The organism is Nocardia sp. NPDC055165 (genome assembly GCF_053606985.1).
On the sequence record NZ_JBSGSS010000013.1, the window covers coordinates 54818 to 68716 of the forward strand.

A 13899-nucleotide genomic window follows, 5' to 3' on the forward strand; every position below is an offset into this window, starting at 1 on the left:
GCTCGCCGCGGGGTTTATTCCTCCCGGAGAGGTGGCGGCCGATGTCTCCCACTGCACAGGAACTCGTCGAAATCGAAGTCGTCCCGGAGCCGAAGAAGTGGGTGGCCGAGGCGCTCGGCACCTTCGTCCTCGTGGTCTGTGGCGTCGGCACGATGGTGCTGGCGGGTGATCGGGTGGGCCCGCTCGGTGTCGCCTTCGCCTTCGGACTGTCGCTGCTGTTCCTGGTCTACGCGATCGGGCCGATCTCGGGCTGCCATGTCAACCCGGCTGTCACGCTCGGGCACATGTTGCTCGGGCGGATCAGTGTGATCGGCGCGGTCGGCTATGTGATCGCCCAGGTGGTCGGCGCGTTCCTCGCCGGACTGGTGGTGTTCGCGTTGGCCAACAATCTGCCCGCCTACGACCGGCCGGTCGACGGTCTGGGCGCCAACGGCTGGGGTGCGCACAGCCCGTCGGCGGTGACCGGTCCGCTCGGTGATGTGGTGGTGCAGAACGGGTACGGCTTGGCGGCCACCATCATCATCGAGGTGATGCTCACCGCGCTGCTGGTGTTCGTGGTGCTGGCCTCGACCGATCAGATCTCCGACGTGCCACTGGCCGGGCTCTCGATCGGCGTCACGCTCACGGTGATCTACCTGGTCTCGCTGCCGATCGACAACACCTCGGTGAACCCGGCGCGCAGCCTGGGCGTCGCGCCGTATCAGGACGGGGCGATGGGGCAGATATGGGCGTTCATCGTGTTCCCGCTGATCGGCGGGGCGCTGGGCGCACTGCTCTACGGCCTGATCTTCGGCCGGTCCAAGGACGTGCACTCCTAGCTACGAACCGTCGAACCCCGATCCGGATGTCTCCGGGTCGGGGTTCGATTGTCGTTCAGCTCCAGCTGTATTCGGCTACCAACCGGTGCGCGACCAGGTCGAAGGTCTTGCGCTCGACGATCGCACCCTCGCGCCGGATGCCGTCCTCCGGCACGTCGAGTACCCGGTCCAGCCGTACCCAGCTCGGCCTGCCGTCGTGATCCCATGGGCCGGTGCCGATGCCCACCCAGTTGTGGTCGTGGGCGCGGTCGGCCTTCGACGACAGCATCAGTCCGAGCAGAGTCTTGCGGTCGCGCCCGACCACCAGCACGGGCCGGTCCTTGCCATTGGTCGGGTCTTCCTCGAACGGCACCCAGGTCCACACGATCTCCCCGGGGTCGGCGCGCCCGTCGAGCTGCGGGCAGTAGACGATCTGGCGGGCGCGATGCGCCGTCGGCACGGGGGTCGAGGCCGTCGGGCGCACCGCGACGGCGGGTCCCGGCTTGGTCGCCAGTGCGTCCACCAGCTTCTCGAGCAGTCGTGGCCCCTGCTTGCGCACGATTTTGGGCCCCTGCTCCTTGGCGATGACGCCGAGCTGCTTGCCGAGACTGTTCCAACTGCTGGCCATCTGTGAAATATAACGCCGACTCGCACTTCGGTGCACCGGTGACAGGGCCCGGGCTCGCAGGAATGACGCGGTCGGGTGCACCGGTGCGAGTGGAGTAGCTGGGCGCATGGGACGATGGGCGCAGTTCGCCTATACCCCGCGAGGAGTGGAGTGGCTTCCAGTTTTGCCGATACGACGTTCACCGATCCGTCCCGGATCCGGAACTTCTGCATCATCGCCCACATCGACCATGGCAAGTCGACCCTGGCCGATCGGATGTTGCAGCTGACCGGTGTGGTCGAGGAGCGGGCCATGCGTGCCCAGTACCTGGACAGGATGGACATCGAGCGTGAGCGCGGCATCACGATCAAGGCGCAGAACGTGCGGTTGCCGTGGCAGGTCGACGGCACCGACTACGTCCTGCACCTGATCGACACCCCGGGCCACGTCGACTTCACCTACGAGGTCTCTCGCGCGCTCGAGGCCTGTGAGGGCGCGATCCTGCTGGTCGACGCCGCCCAGGGCATCGAGGCGCAGACTCTCGCGAACCTGTATCTGGCGCTGGAGAAGGATCTCACGATCATTCCGGTGCTCAACAAGATCGACCTGCCCGCCGCGGATCCCGATCGCTACGCCGCCGAGCTGGCCCACATCGTCGGCTGCGAGCCGGGCGACGTGCTGCGGGTCTCGGGCAAGACCGGTGTCGGCGTGACCGAGCTGCTGGACAAGGTGATCGAGGCCGTCCCCGCTCCGGTGGGCGACGCCGACGCACCGGCCCGCGCGATGATCTTCGACTCGGTCTACGACACCTACCGGGGTGTGGTCACCTACATCCGCGTGGTCGACGGCAAGATCTCCCCACGCGAGAAGATCAAGATGATGTCGACCGGCGCGACCCACGAGCTGCTGGAAGTCGGCATCGTCTCGCCCGAACCCAAGCCCACCCAGGGGCTGGGCGTCGGCGAGGTCGGCTATCTGATCACCGGCGTGAAAGACGTGCGCCAGTCGAAGGTCGGCGATACCGTCACCAGCGCCCGCAACGGCGCCACCGAAGCACTCACCGGCTACCGCGAGCCGCGACCGATGGTCTACTCCGGTCTGTACCCGGTCGACGGCTCCGACTATCCGGATCTGCGTGACGCGCTGGACAAGCTGCAGCTCAACGATGCCGCGCTCACCTACGAGCCGGAGACCTCGGTGGCGCTGGGCTTCGGCTTCCGCTGTGGCTTCCTCGGTCTGCTGCACATGGAGATCACCCGCGAGCGGTTGCAGCGCGAGTTCGGTCTCGAGCTCATCTCCACCGCGCCCAACGTGGTGTACCGGGTGGAGATGGAGGACGGCACCGAACACGTCGTCACCAACCCGTCGTACTGGCCGGAGGGCAAGTCGCGGCACGTGTACGAACCCATCGTGAAGTGCACCGTCATCTCGCCGAGTGAGTTCATCGGCTCGATCATGGAGCTGTGCCAGCAGCGTCGCGGCGAACTGGGCGGCATGGACTACCTGTCCGAGACCCGCGTCGAGCTGCGCTACACCATGCCGATGGCCGAGATCATCTTCGACTTCTTCGACCTGCTGAAGTCGCGCACTCGCGGCTACGCCAGCCTCGACTACGAAGAGGCGGGCGAGCAGGAAGCCGATCTGGTGAAGGTCGACATCCTGCTCCAGGGTGAGGCCGTCGACGCGTTCAGTGCGATCGTGCACCGCGATGCCGCGCAGGGCTACGGGCACAAGATGACGACCAAGCTGCGCGAACTGATCCCGCGTCAGCAGTTCGAGGTGCCGATCCAGGCCGCGATCGGCGCGAAGATCATTGCCCGCGAGAACATTCGGGCGATCCGCAAGGACGTCCTCGCCAAGTGCTACGGCGGCGACATCAGCCGCAAGCGCAAGCTGCTCGAGAAGCAGAAGGAGGGCAAGAAACGCATGAAGACCATCGGTCGCGTGGAGGTCCCTCAGGAAGCGTTCGTGGCGGCGCTGTCCTCGGATTCGGACAAGCCCAAGAAGTAGGCAAGCTCTCAGAACGACCGCTCAGGCGCCGGTGCTCACCGGCGCCTGAGCTATTTCCACCCGCAGGCGCACGCCGCCGAGGGGGCTGTGGGCGAGTTCGGCGGTACCGGAATGCAACTCGGCCTGTTGGCGGACCAGTGCGAGGCCGAGACCGGAGCCGGGAGAGCCGGGGCGTTTGGCGAAGCGGTCGAAAGCGGTGGGGGACAGGTGTTCCGGTATGCCCGTGCCGTTGTCGTCGATGGTGATCTCGGCGCCGTTGCCGGTGGACCGTGCGGCGACGGCGACCTCGGTGGCCCGGCCGTGCAGGACCGCGTTGGCGACCGCGTTGGTCACGATCAGCATGATCCCGCCGGGCAGTCCGTGTACCGGGACCGGATCGCAGGCGGTGAGCGAGATGTCGACGCCGGGATTCGCCCGGCGAGCGTTCTGCACCGCGCGGTCGAGGGTCTCGCACAGTTCGAACGGTTCGAACGCACCGTGATCGGTGAGATCGCCGACGGCGAGGCGTTCCAGATCGGTGAGGGTGCGCTCGATCTGACCCTCGGCGGCCAGCACATCGGCGAGGACGGCGCCGCGCTGGTCGGCGGGTAGTTCGGTGCCGGACAGTACCTGCAGGTCGGTGCGCATGGCGGTGAGCGGAGTGCGGAGCTCGTGGGCGCAGACGGCAGCGAAGTCGCGGGCACTGGCCAGTGCCTGGCGGGTCTCGCCGTGTGCGGTCTCTAGGCGTGCCAGCATCCGGTTGATCGCGTCGGACAGTTCCTCGGCCTCTTTGGCGCCGCGCCCCGACAGTGGTGGCAACTCGTCGAGTGTGTCGATCTCGTGGGTGGCGGTGGCGAGTCTGCGTAGCGGGCGTGCGGCGAATCCGGCCAGCACCCAACCCAATACGGCGGCGACGATCACCCCGGCCACCCCGATGCCGAGACCGATCAGCTGGCTGCGGGTGATGGCGGCGTCGACGAGTTCGCGATCGGGATCGAGCCGCACCAGCAACCCCGGGGCGCCCTGGACCTGGGCGAGCGCCTCATCGGGTGGGGTGCCGGGGACCACGATGGTGCGCTCACGCGCTATCCCGTTGGTGGGCAACGGAACCGGGGCCGAGGGAACCTGAAGTTCGGGTGGTTCCCCGGGCACGCCGTCGTAGCGCTGCGCGATCTGTACCCGCATGCTGGAGACGGTCTGATCGAGCTGGCTCGTGCCCGTCACCTTCAGCAGCGCGGCATAGGTCAGTCCGAGCGTGACCGCGACCAGCGCGGCCACCGCCGCCGACACCAACGCGACCCGGACCCGCAACGACCACGAGGCCCTCACGGCTGATCCCGCAGCACGAACCCGACCCCGCGCACGGTGTGCACCACCCGCGCGACACCCTCGGCCTCCAGTTTGCGCCGCAGATACGAGACGAACACATCGACCACATTGGTATCGGTGCTGAAGTCGTACCCCCAGACGGTCGACAGGATCTGCTCGCGCCCGAGCACGATCCCGGTATTGCGCGCCAGCATCGCGAGCAGCTCGAACTCCCGTTTGGTGAGGTCGACCAGGGCCGGCCCCGCGTGCACCCGATGCCCGGTCAGATCGATCATCACCTCGCCGACCTGGATCGTGTCGGCCGGCGAGGCGGCGGTGACCGGTCTGCGTCGCAACAGCGCGCGCAGCCGCGCGACCAGCTCGCCCAGATCGAACGGCTTGGTCAGATAGTCGTCGGCACCACGCTCGAGCGCGGCGATCCGGTCGGTCACCGCGCTGCGCGCGCTGAGCACACAGATGGGGATGTCGTTGCCCATCGCACGCAGGGCGGTGACCACCCCGACGCCGTCGAGTTCGGGCATATTCACGTCGAGCACCATGGCGTCGGGAGCAGCGGTCCCCACCAGGGAGAGTGCGCGAGCGCCGTCGGGCGCGGTGATCACCTCGAAGCCCGAGAGCTCGAGGCCGCGCCGCAGCGACGCGAGCACGCGGACCTCGTCGTCGACGACCAAGATCTGCTGTCCCGTCATGCACTCACCCTAGTGTTTTCCGTTGTTTATGCTGGTCAGAACGGTCGCGCGGGGACGATGGTGCGCTCACCATCGGGGTGGATCCGCTGACATTCCACGGGACCGTCCATCGACGGTGCGGGGGTGCCCGGGGCCGCGCGCTCGATGTGGATCCGGCCGGGTTCCTGGCCGGGCACACCGGGAACGATGTGTTCGAAACGGACTCCGGGCTCGGCGGGCAGCGGGGGGAGACCGGGGGCGTCCCCGCCGCCCGGCGCGGTGCAGATGATCGTGGTTGCCCGGCCGTCGTCGGGGCGCTCGCCCGGATCGGCGGACGCGACGCCCGCCGCAGTGGCGGTGATCACGGCGGCACCGCCGAGTAGTGCGGCGGCCTTGACGCGGTGACGGGTGGAGAGTGCGGTCATGATCGGGCTCCTGACTGTGCGTTTCACCGACCTTCTCGGTGGACCGCACCGACGCTAGGGTTCCGATCTTCACGCTCCGTTGAGCATTCGTTAGAGTTCTCTTGGGATCGTGCGCGCCCCTGATTCCCCGGGCTCGCCGAAAGATGTTGCTCGCCATAAGGTGAGCGGGGTACCAACCGGCCTGCACGAAATGACAGGCCGATGTCCGGGAAATAGTGTTGGATGGGCCTCACTTCGCCGCTGTTTGTGGTGGGGAACCACAGCGATGCGAGTGTTGGAGCTTTGATGACGCGTGATCTGCCTTTCGATGACGGTGCCGCGCGCGCAGAGGGGTCGGAGGGGTCGGACACGGCCTACCGGATCGCCAACGGCGTAGCCCGGGTGGCCAGGGCCGGCGCCTATGTCACCGGTGGCGCGTTGGTCGCGGCCAACGGGACCACGCGCGAGCCGGGCACCAGCAATGCCGACAGCAGGTACGCGGGCTGGTCGCAGCAGACCGTTTCCACCGATCCGAGCCCGGACGCACCGAGTCCGATCGTGACCTTCCCCGACCTGGCCGTCGAGCCCCCGCCTGCCCCGGTGATTCCGCACACGGCATTCGCCGCGCCGCCCAAGCCCGACGTGTCGATGGTCGCGGCGACGGACGAATCCCCCCGGCGCCCAGAGGTTCCCGGCTCCGACGGTGATCGTGAATTCCGGATCCCCGGCGGCGACGAGCCGTCCAGCGGTATCGGCATACCGGGCTACGGGCACACGCCCGCCGGACCGGGGTACCACGACACCCCGAACCCGCTGCCCGGCACCACCCCGGACCCCGGCTTCGATCTGCCCGGTTTCGAAGGTCTTCCGGGCCACGGCAACCTTCCCGGTTTCGAGCTACCCGGCACCGGCCACGGTCTGCCCGGTTTCGACGGTCTGCCCGGCGGCGGTATCGGCATTCCGGGCTACGACGGTCTGCCCGGCAACGGGTTCGGCCTCCCCGGCTACGACAGCGTCGGGTTGCCCGGTGGCGGTTCGGCCGGTGCCAACGCGCCCGGCGGCATGTTCGACGGGATCGGCAACCTCGACGGCGCATTCGACGGTATCGGTGGCATGTTCGACGGTGTCGGCGCGATGGTGACCACCGACTGGCAGGTCGACGTCCACGTCGGGCTCGACGGCGTGTGGGCCACGTCGCAGATGAAGGTCGACGTGCAGGTCGGCCAGGTCGGCGATCAGCTCGACGACTACGGCCAGTGGCTCGGTGACGGCCTGAAGGTCCCCGGCGACACGGCAGGCACCACGCCGGCTGGATCCGGCCTCGGCACTTCCGCGTCCGGCGGAACCGGTCTGGGCAACTCGTCGTCGGGCGCTCCCGGCCTGCCCGGTTCGTCCTCGTCGGGCATCGGCCTGCCCGGCACGACGGCACCCGCCGCGCCCGCCCCGGCGCTCGCGGCACCCGCGCCGGCCATCGCGGCTCCCGCACCCGCCCCGGCGACACCGTTCGCCGCGGCTCCCGCGCACGCGCCGGCCCCGATCGCTCCCGCGCCCGTGCCTGTCGCCCCCGTAGCGCCCGCGCCGGTGGCGGTCAACCCCGTGGTCAGCACGCCGTTGCAGACCACCATCCAGCCCGACGCGGCCTCCACCCCGATCGCGAATGTGTTCGGTCACCAAGCCGTGTCGCCGCTGACCGCGCCCGCGGCCTCGGTGCCCGCGCTGTTCACCCCACCCACCCCGACGAAACCCGTTGTGCTGCCTGAAGTCTCCGGTGGCGGCCACACCCCGACGACCGTGCCGGTGACGGTTCCCTCCAAGGTCCCGACGGTCGACCTCGACACCCCGACGACGGTGAAGGTGCCCACGGTCACGGCGCCGACCGCGCCCGACGTCACCAAGGTGCCGATCACCGTGCCGCCGACCGGCCACACCGGCTCGACCGTTCCGACCATGCCGACCACTCCCGACGACGACCTCACCACCAAGCCGGGGACCAGCACCGGCGGCGTGACGACTCCCTCGACCGGTGGGAGTACGCCGACCGTCGATGTGCCCAGCCAGACCACCCCGCACACGAGTGCGACGGTGCCCACCCAGCAGCCGACGGCGCCGACCAAGCAGCCGACCATCGATCCGCCGACCAAGCAGCCCACCGTCGACATCGACCCGCCGACGGTGGTCACCCCGCCGCCGGTCACCGTGCAGCCGACCGTCGCGCCGGTAAAACCCCCGGTCATCGAGACCAAGCCGATCGCCGCCGAGTTCGACCAGCACGACAGCGGTTACCATGGCGTCTCGGCCGGATTGTTCGATACGGGCTTGGGTGGCGGTGATTTGCACGCAGCCGCGTTTCCCATCGAGCACCACGGGTATGACTTCGTGGTCTGACACGACGATTTCGGCCGTGTCGATGCGACGAGAGTGAGGAACAGGTGTCTGCCGCAGCCGGACTGCAGACCGCGACGGTGAAGCATCCGGATGTGATGGCTCCCGTTGTCGCGCTGGTCGACGAACTGCGGGAACTGGTCCGCTCGGGCGGCCGCAACGACCTCGATGCCCGGCTGGGCATGGTGCGGGCCAGGCTCAGCGATCCGCGGGTCCGGATCGTCGTCGTCGGCGAACCGCAGGCGGGGATGAGCACGCTGGTCAACAGCATGGTCGGGTCGCCGGTCAGTGCCACCGAGGGCAAGCCGAGCGTTCCGGTGATCGTCGAATACGGCCAGGCGCCGAAGGCGACGCTGGTGAAGTCGGCGCCGGGTGGCCGGGTCGAACGGGTGCCCGTCGATCCGCTGAATCCGCTTCCCGCCCTGACCTCGCTCGGTGTGTTGCGCGCCGAGTTCGCCGAGCCGAGTGGGCTGCTGGCCGACGGGCTCGTCGTGATGGACGCGCCCGGCTCGACCGCGCACGAGGCGGCCGCCTGGTCGATGATCGCCGCCGCCGATGTCGTGCTCTACGCCGCCGACTCCGCCGCCGAGCTCACCGAGGCGCAGCTGGACTACCTGCGCCGGGTCGAGCAGGTGTGCCCGTCGGTGGTCTGCGTACTCACCAAGATCGACCGCAACCCGCACTGGTCGCTCACCCAGCGACGCAATCGCGCGCTGCTCGACGGTGCCGGGCTGAACTTCGCGGTGGCTCCCGTCTCGGGTCTGCTGCACCGAGAGGCCGCCGAGCGCGGCGACCAGCAGCGTGATGCCGAGTCGGGCGTGCCCCAGCTCATCGATCACCTGCGGGAATATGTTGTCGCCCAGGCCGATTCGGTGGCCGTGGCGGCCGCGGTGCGCGATATCGCGCTGATCACCGATCAGCTCACCGTCACCCTGCGGGCCGAGTCGGACACACTGCGCGACCCGCGCAGGCGCGCCGAGATCACCCAGCGCCTCGCCGCCGCGCGCACCACCGCCGATCAGCTGCGACAGCGCACCGCCACCTGGCAGGTCACCCTCGTCGACGGCAGCTCCGAGCTCAGCGCCGACATCGAACACGATCTGCGGCACCGGTTGCGCACGCTGGTCCGCGAGGCCGAGGCCGAGATCACCCGCACCGACCCTGCCCGCAAGTGGTCCGATTTCGCCTCCGAGCTGGACGCGCGGATCTGTGAGGCGGTCGAGGAGAACTTCGTGATGGCGCACTACCGTGCCGTCGAGCTCACCGAGCAGGTGGCCTCGAAGTTCCCGCCCGACAACCGAACCCCGCCGCTGCCCGAACTGCGGCTGACCAACCCCGGCGAGGTTCTCGAGCCGGTGCAGCCGCTGGAACCCCTCGAAAGTGCCAAAGCCGGAGTGGGACAGCAGCTGCTCACCGCGCTGCGTGGCTCCTACGGCGGCATCCTGATGGTCGGTCTGGCCACCAGCCTGCTCGGGATGTCGCTGGTGAACTGGTATTCCGCCGGCGCGGGTGTGCTGCTCGGTGTGAACGCGCTGTGGGACGACCGCAAGAACCGCAAGCATCGCAGGCAGGCAGAGGCCAAAGTGGCCGTCGCCCGGCTGGCCGACGACGTGATCTTCCAGGTGGGCAAGGAATCGCGCAACCGCCTTCGCTCCCTGCAACGTGTGCTGCGCGACCACTACACCGAGATCGCCGCCGAAGTGGGCCGTACCGCCGACGAGGCCCTGCGCGCCGCCGAGGAGACAGGCCTGCGCTACGGCGACCATCGGGAACTGCGTATCACCGAGATCGACGCGGGCCTGCGCACGGTGGCGGGGCTACGCGCCCGCGCCGAACGCCTCGCCTACTGAGCGGGCGCCCGGTGGGGCGAAACACTGTGTCCGGCACCGGGCGAAGGCGTCGGCCGCCCCGGTCTCATGAGCGGTGCGAAGGTGAGTGCGCGGGCTGGAACTGACCCGCGTTGCGCTGGTCCTCGGCCCGGATCACGTGGGTCACGGCGTTGATCAGCGCCAAGTGGGTGAAGGCCTGCGGGAAGTTGCCCAGGTGCCGCCCGGTGCGTGAGTCGATCTCCTCGGCGTAGAGGCGCAGCGGGCTGGCCAGTCCGAGCAGCCGCTCACACAGATTGGTGGCCCGTTCGAGTTCGCCGATCTCCACCAGCGCCGAGACCAGCCAGAACGAACAGATCGTGAAGGTGCCCTCCTCGCCTTCCAGACCGTCGTCGGTGGTCTCGGTGCGGTAGCGCAGCACCAGTCCGTTGACGGTGAGGCGGTCGGCGACGGCGAGCACCGTCGCGCGGATGCGCGGATCGTCGGGCGGCAGGAACCGGGTCAGCACCACCAGCAGCAGCGAGGCGTCGAGCGTGTTGCCACCATAGGTCTGGGTGAAGATGCCCTCCGGGCTGACACCGAATTCGAGGACGTCGTCGCGGATCTCCTCGGCGATCTCGAACCACTCGGCCGCGCGCTCGTGCTGGCCGTGCAACTCCGCCAGCCGGGCGCCGCGATCCAGTGCCACCCAGCACATCACCTTCGACGAGGTGAAGTCCTGCGGTTCGCCGCGGACCTCCCAGATCCCGCGATCGGGTTTGCGCCAGTTCGCGATCGCCGCGTGCACGGTGCGTTCGAGCAGCGGCCACAGCGATTCCGGCACCTGCCCGCGCGATTTCACATGCAGGTACACCGCGTCGAGCATGGTGCCCCAGATATCGTGCTGGTCCTGGTCGTAGGCGGCGTTGCCGACGCGGACCGGGCGCGCGCCGTCGTAGCCGGACAGATTCGGCAGCTCGTATTCGGTGATCTGCCGTTCGCCGCCGATTCCGTAGAGCACCTGCAGGGGGACCGCGTCCCCGTTCTCGCCGGTGGTGACATCGTCGAGGAAGGCGAAGAAGTCGTTGGCCTCGCGGTCGAGTCCGAGGGTGTACAGGCCCCACAGCGCGAAACTCGCGTCGCGCACCCAGGTGTAGCGGTAGTCCCAGTTACGTTCTCCGCCAGGGGTTTCCGGAAGTGAGGTGGTGGCGGCGGCGAGGAGTGCGCCCGTCGGCGCGTAGGTGAGCCCCTTGAGCGTGAGTGCGCTGCGCTGCAGGTAGCTGCGCCACGGATGGTCGGGGAAATCACCCTGGGTGATCCAGCGCCGCCAGCACTCGGTGGTCGCCCACATCTTCTGCGCGGCCTCGTCGTAGGTGGCGGGCGCGGGTAGCTCCGACCAGGTGAGCGCGACGAACACCTGGTCGCCCTCGGCCATCCTGGTGCGGGCGCGTGCCTCCCTCCCCTCCAGACCGAGGCGCAGATCGGTGGTGAGAATCAGCGACGGCCCACTGTCGGGATCGCTCGACGCCCGCGCGGTCGCCTGCTCGTAGACCTTGCCGGTGTACTCCCACTTGGCTCCGCGCTGGTGATAGTCGAACGAGGGCTGGCAGCTCATTTCGAGTTCGACGGTGCCGCTCACACACTTGACCGTGCGCAGCAGGATGTGTTCGGCGTCCCAGTCCATCGGGGTGCGCCGGTGGGTCTTGGACCGGGCGTTGTTGTTGTGCCACGGGCCGAGTACCAGGGTGTCGCGCACGATCAGCCAGCCGGTTTCGGTCTGCCAGGTGGTTTCCAGGATCATCCCGCCCGGCAGGTAGCGCCGCGCCGCGGGCACGTTCGTTCCGTAGGGGCCGATCCGGAAATGCCCGGCGCTGCGGTCGAGGATCGCGCCGAAAATGCTGGGGGAGTCCGGGCGTGGCACGCACATCCACTCCACCGAACCGCTGCTGGCGATCAGGCAGCTGGTTTCACAGTCGGACAGGAAGGCATAGTCGTCGATCGGGGGAAACGCGCCGCGACGGCCGCTGGAGGACACCGGACTCAGAATCGGCAGGCTGTCAGCGCTGGAAGACTCCATACCCCATCATCACGGCGGTGTGGGCGCGCGTCCACCGCTGGGGGCGGCGATCTCGGCGTATCGGCCGGTCGCGGCCGGGAATTCGCCCGCGGCCATGCGGACGGCGAGGGCGTTCACGGCGACCGACTAGGCTGGACGGCGTGCAACGCATCGCAGGTTGGTGGGACGGGTTCGAACTCTGGGTAGCCGGGCTGCCCTTCATTCCGCAGTTTCTCGTGGTGCTGGTCGGCATGGTCCCGATCAGCTTCGCCATCGCCTTCCTGCTCGACCGAAGCCTGCGTATGGCCTTCCGCCTGCTGCGCCGCGACGATCGCACCGAACCGCCGATGCCGGTCGCCCTCGCCGAACGCCCGACCGTCGGTAGCGGTGCCCGCTGATGCCACGTTCTCGCGTCCAGCTCGCGCTCATCGCCCTACTGGTCCTGGTCGTCATCGCGTGGTTCTTCACGCGCTAGTCGGCGCGAGCACCAGCCCGCGCCGACACTGCGGCTAGTTCTTGCGCCAGTCGTCGAAACGTTTGCCCAGGTCGGATACCGTGCGGCCGACTTCCTGACCCACCGTGTTCACCGCAGAGCCCACGTCGCGGCCGAGGTCGCGCACTGTGCGGACCAGCAGGTCCTCGGACTGGTCGAACGACTCGCGGTAGTGCCGGGTCGCCTCCTTGACCTCCTCGCTGATCCGCGCGTTCTTGTCCTGCTCGCGACGCGGATAGCTGCCGCCGAGCACCCGCTCGTACTCGCCGGACTGGATCCAGCGGCGCAGCTCGGCCGCGCGCAGCACCGAGAACGGATGCGACTGCAGTTCCAGGTTGAGCAGCTTGAGCACGCCGTCGCGCAGGTCGCCCGAGCGCAGGTAGTCATCGGCCTGGTCGAGGAACGCGCCGTGGTTCATCTCGTGCAGCCAGGCGCCGCCCGCGGTCTTCATGTGCACGCGCACCGAAGCCTCTACGTCCTGGCAGCACAGCAGCCCCGCCCGGTCGCCGGACAGCTCCGACTTGCGGCTCCACTCCATCAGCGCTGCCACGATCGCGCGCAACGCCCAGCCGCCCACCGGCATCCAGCCGACCGAGGCCGACAGCCGCATCAGGTGCATGAGCATGGTGCGATACACCGCGTGCCCGGACAGTGCGTGGCCGAGTTCGTGGCCGACCACGAACCGCAGTTCCTCGGTGTCCATCAGTTCGAGCAGGCCGGTGGTGAGCACGATGAACGGCTTGTCCATCCCGATGGTGAACGCGTTCACCGAGGGGTCCTGGAGCACGAACATCTCCGGTGTGGATTGCGCGTCGAGCACGCCGACGCAGTCCGCGCGCAACTGGTGCAGAGTGCGGAACTGCCGATCGTCGACCCGCACGGCGGTCGCCAGGTACATCAACCGGTGCTGGCGCTCCCGCAACAATCCCGACAGTGCCCGCAGCACCGTGTCGAAGCCGCTCAGCGAGCGCAGCGCCACGAGCGCGGTGCGGTCGGCCGGGTGTTCCCAAGTGCGCGTGCTGATCTCCGGAAAACTCGTGCGAACCCGGTCTGGAGCCATGGTCATAGGATGAAATCCCCCCTGGTTAGAGAACTCTCGTCGATTGCGATCATCATGGCGCAATCTGCTACAGTCTGCCTGTGTCGTCGAGTGTCGCCCCGCAGATCCGCCATGAGTTGGCGTTGATCGCTGTCGGCAACCTCGCGGTCGCAGACATTCTCTGTCGATGATCGGCCACCGGACCCGGCTGCGCGTTCTTGCCCAGTAGACTGGCGCGCGCTTTCCTTTCGCAGTCGTAGTCCGTCACTCCGGGGGCCGTTGGGCCCGAGTCGCGCCAACTGTCGTATATCCACGTACGACAGGTCTACC

Annotated in this window: 12 protein-coding genes; 6 read left to right on the forward strand and 6 right to left on the reverse strand. The window is 68.5% G+C overall.

Going from position 1 to position 13899, the window contains the following annotated elements; genetic code table 11:
• Positions 1 to 41 precede the first annotated feature (41 nt).
• Entirely contained in the window at positions 42 to 818 is a 777-nt protein-coding gene (locus ACWFRF_RS24715; RefSeq protein ID WP_452452444.1) for an aquaporin, read from the forward strand.
• 55 nt (positions 819 to 873) lie between these two features.
• On the opposite strand, the gene ACWFRF_RS24720 is transcribed toward ACWFRF_RS24715, so the two are convergent.
• On the reverse strand, positions 874 to 1425 hold the full coding sequence (locus ACWFRF_RS24720) for a type II toxin-antitoxin system PemK/MazF family toxin (protein WP_101463946.1): 552 nt from the start codon (positions 1423 to 1425) through the stop codon (positions 874 to 876).
• A gap of 114 nt (positions 1426 to 1539) precedes the next feature.
• On the opposite strand from ACWFRF_RS24720, the gene lepA reads away from it, so the two are divergent.
• Positions 1540 to 3414 carry a translation elongation factor 4 gene (lepA, locus tag ACWFRF_RS24725; RefSeq protein WP_378993794.1) on the forward strand — a complete coding sequence of 625 codons (1875 nt, stop codon included), beginning with the start codon at positions 1540 to 1542 and terminating at the stop codon, positions 3412 to 3414.
• A 21-nt stretch (positions 3415 to 3435) separates the two neighbouring features.
• Here lepA and ACWFRF_RS24730 read toward each other — a convergent pair whose 3' ends face one another.
• The 3 genes from ACWFRF_RS24730 to ACWFRF_RS24740 are packed head-to-tail and all read right to left on the reverse strand — an operon-like array spanning position 3436 to position 5815.
• Complete coding sequence (locus ACWFRF_RS24730) at positions 3436 to 4722, reverse strand: HAMP domain-containing sensor histidine kinase (RefSeq protein ID WP_452452447.1); 1287 nt, start codon at positions 4720 to 4722, stop codon at positions 3436 to 3438.
• Positions 4719 to 5411: a response regulator transcription factor gene (locus tag ACWFRF_RS24735; protein WP_380347193.1), complete on the reverse strand. Its 693-nt coding sequence runs from the start codon at positions 5409 to 5411 to the stop codon at positions 4719 to 4721. Before ACWFRF_RS24735 ends, ACWFRF_RS24730 begins: the two co-directional genes overlap by 4 nt.
• A gap of 35 nt (positions 5412 to 5446) precedes the next feature.
• Positions 5447 to 5815 carry a hypothetical protein gene (locus tag ACWFRF_RS24740; protein WP_380347195.1) on the reverse strand — a complete coding sequence of 123 codons (369 nt, stop codon included), beginning with the start codon at positions 5813 to 5815 and terminating at the stop codon, positions 5447 to 5449.
• A 285-nt stretch (positions 5816 to 6100) separates the two neighbouring features.
• Between ACWFRF_RS24740 and ACWFRF_RS24745 the strand changes: the two genes are divergently transcribed.
• Together ACWFRF_RS24745 and ACWFRF_RS24750 are read left to right on the forward strand one after the other, a co-directional pair.
• A complete protein-coding gene (locus ACWFRF_RS24745; RefSeq protein WP_452452449.1) occupies positions 6101 to 8179 on the forward strand; it encodes a hypothetical protein in 2079 nt (692 codons plus the stop codon).
• Positions 8180 to 8223: 44 nt separating this feature from the next.
• Positions 8224 to 10026 carry a P-loop NTPase family protein gene (locus tag ACWFRF_RS24750; RefSeq protein ID WP_378993804.1) on the forward strand — a complete coding sequence of 601 codons (1803 nt, stop codon included), beginning with the start codon at positions 8224 to 8226 and terminating at the stop codon, positions 10024 to 10026.
• Between the two features lie 64 nt (positions 10027 to 10090).
• Here the strand turns inward: ACWFRF_RS24750 and ACWFRF_RS24755 are convergent, their stop codons facing one another.
• Entirely contained in the window at positions 10091 to 12058 is a 1968-nt protein-coding gene (locus ACWFRF_RS24755; RefSeq protein ID WP_387447722.1) for a glycoside hydrolase family 15 protein, read from the reverse strand.
• A 140-nt stretch (positions 12059 to 12198) separates the two neighbouring features.
• Between ACWFRF_RS24755 and ACWFRF_RS24760 the strand changes: the two genes are divergently transcribed.
• A complete protein-coding gene (locus ACWFRF_RS24760; protein ID WP_378993808.1) occupies positions 12199 to 12435 on the forward strand; it encodes a hypothetical protein in 237 nt (78 codons plus the stop codon).
• A gap of 111 nt (positions 12436 to 12546) precedes the next feature.
• Here ACWFRF_RS24760 and ACWFRF_RS24765 read toward each other — a convergent pair whose 3' ends face one another.
• Complete coding sequence (locus tag ACWFRF_RS24765; RefSeq protein WP_378993810.1) at positions 12547 to 13596, reverse strand: M48 family metallopeptidase; 1050 nt, start codon at positions 13594 to 13596, stop codon at positions 12547 to 12549.
• A 74-nt stretch (positions 13597 to 13670) separates the two neighbouring features.
• On the opposite strand from ACWFRF_RS24765, the gene ACWFRF_RS24770 reads away from it, so the two are divergent.
• The gene (locus ACWFRF_RS24770; protein ID WP_019045829.1) at positions 13671 to 13760 is read left to right on the forward strand and encodes an Ms4533A family Cys-rich leader peptide; all 90 of its coding nucleotides are present in this window, start codon (positions 13671 to 13673) and stop codon (positions 13758 to 13760) included.
• The last annotated feature ends 139 nt before the right edge of the window (positions 13761 to 13899 follow it).

Excerpts from the sequence above, each read along its gene's own strand:
- ACWFRF_RS24715 (WP_452452444.1), top strand. The coding sequence starts at position 42 with ATGTCTCCCACTGCACAGGAACTCGTCGAAATCGAAGTCGTCCCGGAG.
- ACWFRF_RS24720 (WP_101463946.1), bottom strand. The coding sequence starts at position 1,425 with ATGGCCAGCAGTTGGAACAGTCTCGGCAAGCAGCTCGGCGTCATCGCC.
- lepA (WP_378993794.1), top strand. The coding sequence starts at position 1,540 with ATGGGCGCAGTTCGCCTATACCCCGCGAGGAGTGGAGTGGCTTCCAGT.
- ACWFRF_RS24735 (WP_380347193.1), bottom strand. The coding sequence starts at position 5,411 with ATGACGGGACAGCAGATCTTGGTCGTCGACGACGAGGTCCGCGTGCTC.
- ACWFRF_RS24740 (WP_380347195.1), bottom strand. The coding sequence starts at position 5,815 with ATGACCGCACTCTCCACCCGTCACCGCGTCAAGGCCGCCGCACTACTC.
- ACWFRF_RS24745 (WP_452452449.1), top strand. The coding sequence starts at position 6,101 with ATGACGCGTGATCTGCCTTTCGATGACGGTGCCGCGCGCGCAGAGGGG.
- ACWFRF_RS24755 (WP_387447722.1), bottom strand. The coding sequence starts at position 12,058 with ATGGAGTCTTCCAGCGCTGACAGCCTGCCGATTCTGAGTCCGGTGTCC.
- ACWFRF_RS24765 (WP_378993810.1), bottom strand. The coding sequence starts at position 13,596 with ATGACCATGGCTCCAGACCGGGTTCGCACGAGTTTTCCGGAGATCAGC.